Here is a 3536-nt window from a genome sequence, read left to right on the forward strand (position 1 = left end):
CCCCCCCGCCCTGTACCCCCAACCGGCCGTCGGTGGGCCCCCCGTTACCCCCGCGACGGCACACCAACGTCTCGAGCGCAGCCTTGCGGTCGCCGCTCGAGAAGGAATTATTGCCCCGTTCATTGACCTCGATGACATCGGCCGCGAGCTGCTGACAGAGCACTCTTCTTGGGGAACTGAGTTCGAGTCTTTCATCGCGGCTCGGCTCGCCTACCGTCCCTCGGGCGGAACGCAGGATTCCCCTGCGCCCTCGCAGCTGTCGATTCGCGAACGAGAAATTTTCAGTTATCTGGCGACAACGATGACTGCGGAGGAGATCGCTGCAGAGCTTCACGTCTCTGTGAACACGGTTCGTTCGCATCAACGTTCGATCTATCGAAAGCTCGGGGTCAATACTCGACGTGAGGCCGTCCGCACACACAAGCTGAACCGGTAGCCGCTTCTGGCGGCTAGTGGTGCAACAGTGCCTTTGCCAGGATGATCACGATCCCGAATGCCGCAGTTGACGCCGCACCTATCAGGCGCACATGAAGCGCCGCACCCTTCCGTAAGTAAGCAAGGTAGCCAAGGATCGCGAGCACTCCAACGATCGCCCAAAGTGCGAGCCAATCCGCTGTACGCGCCTCAAACACGCCAAGCGCGCTGAGCACCAGCGGAATCGCAGGAGGCATGACCGCTGTGAGAAGCCCGCGGGAGCGTGTCAGGGAGTGCCGGAATGCGCCCCTCAGTGACACATGCGCAGCCGAGTTGCCACTGTGAGCAGCAACTGTTCCAGCGTAGACGTGAGCCGCCCAGAAGACGCCGACAGTAATCGTGATGAACGCCAGCGTCTGGACTGGCCCTTGGCCCGTCGAACCTGCCACCGCAATGAGTCCCGCGACGAGAATGAGGCCGTAGACCCCCTCCTCGGTCGACAGATGGACCTGCTGCAGGAGGTCAGGTTGCCCTGCTGCCTCGCGAGATGGTTCCGACATGTCGCTCGTTTCCTTGCTCATGCTCAACACAATACTATCTGACGGTCAGCAAGCCTCCGATGATGCGGCGGTCGCCGCGACGCGGAGCCGCCACAGCGAGGTCACCTCGCGGGAGCGCGCCGCGTGCAGCACGTCAGTGGCGTCAGACGCGCGGCCGTGGGCGGGCGTCGTGTCGAGACGGCTGATCACATCGAGCCCGGCGCGGGCAATCGCGTCAAGCAGCATCTGCCGCGTCCGCAACCCGAGGAGTTCTGCGAGGTCGGAGATGACAAGCCAACCCTCGCCCCCTCCGAGAGGTGGCTCGGGAGGCCAGCAGGATAGCTCAGCAGCATCTGGCTTCCCGGATCGTAGATCGCCGCGTCGAGCGAGGTGGCCGCGCTGCCCGGCAGCCAGGGCGGGTTACAGACGATAAGCGAGGCTTTGCCCTCGGGGAATATGTCGCAGATTCGTGCCTCTGCGACGTCCGCGATGCCGAGAAGCTCGAAGTTCTCAGTCGCGCAGTCAACCGCCCGCTTTTGCAAGTCGGTGCCGATGACGCGTCTGATGCCCCGCTTCGCGAGCACTGCCGAGAACACGCCAGTACCGGTGCCGATGTCGAAGGCGAGATCGTGTGCCGGAAGTGGCGCGCTAGCGACGAGGTCAACGTACTCGTGGCGCGTCGGCATGAACGTGCCATAGTGCGGGTGGATCCTCACTCCGAGGCTCGGCACGTCGACCCCGTTCACGTACCACTGATGCGCGCTCAGCACGCCGACGAGTTCCTGAAGGCTGACAACTGCGCGATCCTGCTCGCCTAAGCCAAGATCCCCGTAGGCGAACCGGATAGCCGCATCGACCTCGGGCGCGCGCGGCAGCGGGATGCTCACGACGCCACCCTGCAGCTCAAGGGGAATCAGGATCAGCGAGAGCACCCGAGAGCGCTGGGCATGCATCTGCCGGATCCGGTAGAACTGCTCCGCCGCGGTCGCGGGAGCTGCGCCGCGCTTGCCAGTCTTCGCGCCCTGCCTCGTGAGGCGACGGCCGATGGCGCTCAAGATCTGCTTTGCACCGTGAATATCGCCCTGCCAGAGCATCGCCGTTCCCTGCGAGGCGAACCCGATGGCCCTGTCTGCGGTGAGTCTGTCATCGACCAACACGACGTGCTTCGGTGCTGGCCGCTCGCTCGCGCTCAACCACTTCGTCGACGATTGCACCCCACGCTCTTCCCAGGTCACTGCCGTTCGGGTGGGATGCTGCTGAATGATCGGGCGTCGCCTTCCGGTCGGATCTCTGTTGGGGGCCGCGAGTCGCGGAGGCGCGACACGACGAAAGACATCACCCAGTCTACTGGCGGACTGCCTCGGCCGGAGCGTGGGCCCGAGGGGCTATCGATAAGATGGGGCGCACGCTGCGAGGCACCGCGGTTTTCGCCCGCGAGACGATATTGCGGTACAAATGCGTGCAACGACGAAGGTCCCGCAACGAGCATTTCCTTCTACGGTTGGCGACGCGATCGACCTCAGCGCACTACCTGGCAGGAGCGTGCCCTTCGTCTACCCGCGCACCAGCCCACCCGAGGGAGCGCCTTCAGAATGGGAGATGCTCCCGGGTGCGCGCGGCTGCACGGCCGAGACCTGCTCGTTCCGAGACCTGGCCAGCGAATTCGCTGCGCAGGAGACGGCGATCCTCGGCCTATCGACGCAAGATCGCGCCTATCAGGCCGAGGCCGCTGCGCGCCTGCATCTTCCATACCCGCTCCTCTCCGACTCAACGCTCGCGCTCGCGTCTCCACTGGGGCTCGCGACATTCTCGTTCCAGGGCGCACGGCTCTACCGCAGGGCCACCCTGGTAACCGAAGCCGGGGCAATCGTGCATCGCTTCACCGAGGTCTCGGATCCGGGAGGACACCCCGCCGAGGTGCTGAGCTGGCTCGCTGCGGCGGATTCATAGACCGTCGCGCGCAGCGTCCGGCAGTGCTACATTCAGAGCATGGCAGAGCAGCTTGGTTCACAGGGCGCAGCTGGCGGCGCCCTCGCACGACGAATGGTGCGCGACGACTGGGAGTGGATCCGCCGGTGGTTTGAAGACGAGACGCTCAACACCGAGCTCGGCCCGCTCGACGACGAGTGGCTCGAACACGTGCTCACTGAGAACGATGGCGTCGAGCTCGTCATCGAAGCCGCGCACCCCGCCACCGGCCTCGAGCTGGTCGAGCGCTTCGCGGAGGCGGTCTGCGAACTCAACCCAGTTGTCGATGACGGTGAAGAACATCTCGGCCTTGGCCTCGGCGAGCTTTGCAGCGGAACGGGCAAAACAGAAATGGGATTTCCGAAAGGGTTTTAAGCTTTCCACCTATGCAACGTGGTGGGTGCAGCAAGCCATCACGCGCGCAAGAGCAGATACATCTCGCACAATCCGTATCCCAGTTCACAAAGTCGAAGAGCTGAAGAAGGCGCAGGCGGTTTCAGAGGGTGAGTGCAACACCTGTCCATAACCAGGACAGGAAGCACTCACCCTCTCATGCGCCACTACCCACTCACCATTCGCGCCCACGCACTCACCCTTCTCATCAACGGGAAACCG

The 3536-nt window shown here is 64.0% G+C and carries 5 protein-coding genes; 3 read left to right on the forward strand and 2 right to left on the reverse strand.

Features of this window, described 5'->3' with window-relative positions; translation table 11 throughout:
* The coding region (locus ICM05_RS12815; protein WP_251364667.1) for a LuxR family transcriptional regulator at positions 1-436 on the forward strand (436 nt) is incomplete at its 5' end.
* Positions 437-449: 13 nt separating this feature from the next.
* Here the strand turns inward: ICM05_RS12815 and ICM05_RS12295 are convergent.
* Together ICM05_RS12295 and ICM05_RS12300 are read right to left on the reverse strand one after the other, a co-directional pair.
* Positions 450-974, reverse strand: a complete 525-nt coding sequence (locus ICM05_RS12295; protein WP_188024924.1) for a hypothetical protein — start codon at positions 972-974, stop codon at positions 450-452.
* Positions 975-1159: 185 nt separating this feature from the next.
* Positions 1160-2188 carry a class I SAM-dependent methyltransferase gene (locus ICM05_RS12300; RefSeq protein ID WP_353055911.1) on the reverse strand — a complete coding sequence of 343 codons (1029 nt, stop codon included), beginning with the start codon at positions 2186-2188 and terminating at the stop codon, positions 1160-1162.
* 220 nt (positions 2189-2408) lie between these two features.
* Between ICM05_RS12300 and ICM05_RS12305 the strand changes: the two genes are divergently transcribed.
* Both ICM05_RS12305 and ICM05_RS12310 read left to right on the forward strand, forming a co-directional pair.
* A complete protein-coding gene (locus ICM05_RS12305) occupies positions 2409-2903 on the forward strand; it encodes a peroxiredoxin (protein ID WP_188024925.1) in 495 nt (164 codons plus the stop codon).
* Positions 2904-2942: 39 nt separating this feature from the next.
* On the forward strand, positions 2943-3296 hold the full coding sequence (locus ICM05_RS12310) for a hypothetical protein (RefSeq protein ID WP_188024926.1): 354 nt from the start codon (positions 2943-2945) through the stop codon (positions 3294-3296).
* Positions 3297-3536 lie beyond the last annotated feature (240 nt).

Origin of the sequence: Leucobacter sp. cx-42, assembly GCF_014529985.1 — a bacterium.
In the GTDB taxonomy this organism is placed as follows: domain Bacteria; phylum Actinomycetota; class Actinomycetes; order Actinomycetales; family Microbacteriaceae; genus Leucobacter.

Excerpts from the sequence above, each read along its gene's own strand:
- ICM05_RS12295 (WP_188024924.1), bottom strand. The coding sequence starts at position 974 with ATGTCGGAACCATCTCGCGAGGCAGCAGGGCAACCTGACCTCCTGCAG.
- ICM05_RS12305 (WP_188024925.1), top strand. The coding sequence starts at position 2,409 with ATGCGTGCAACGACGAAGGTCCCGCAACGAGCATTTCCTTCTACGGTT.
- ICM05_RS12310 (WP_188024926.1), top strand. The coding sequence starts at position 2,943 with ATGGCAGAGCAGCTTGGTTCACAGGGCGCAGCTGGCGGCGCCCTCGCA.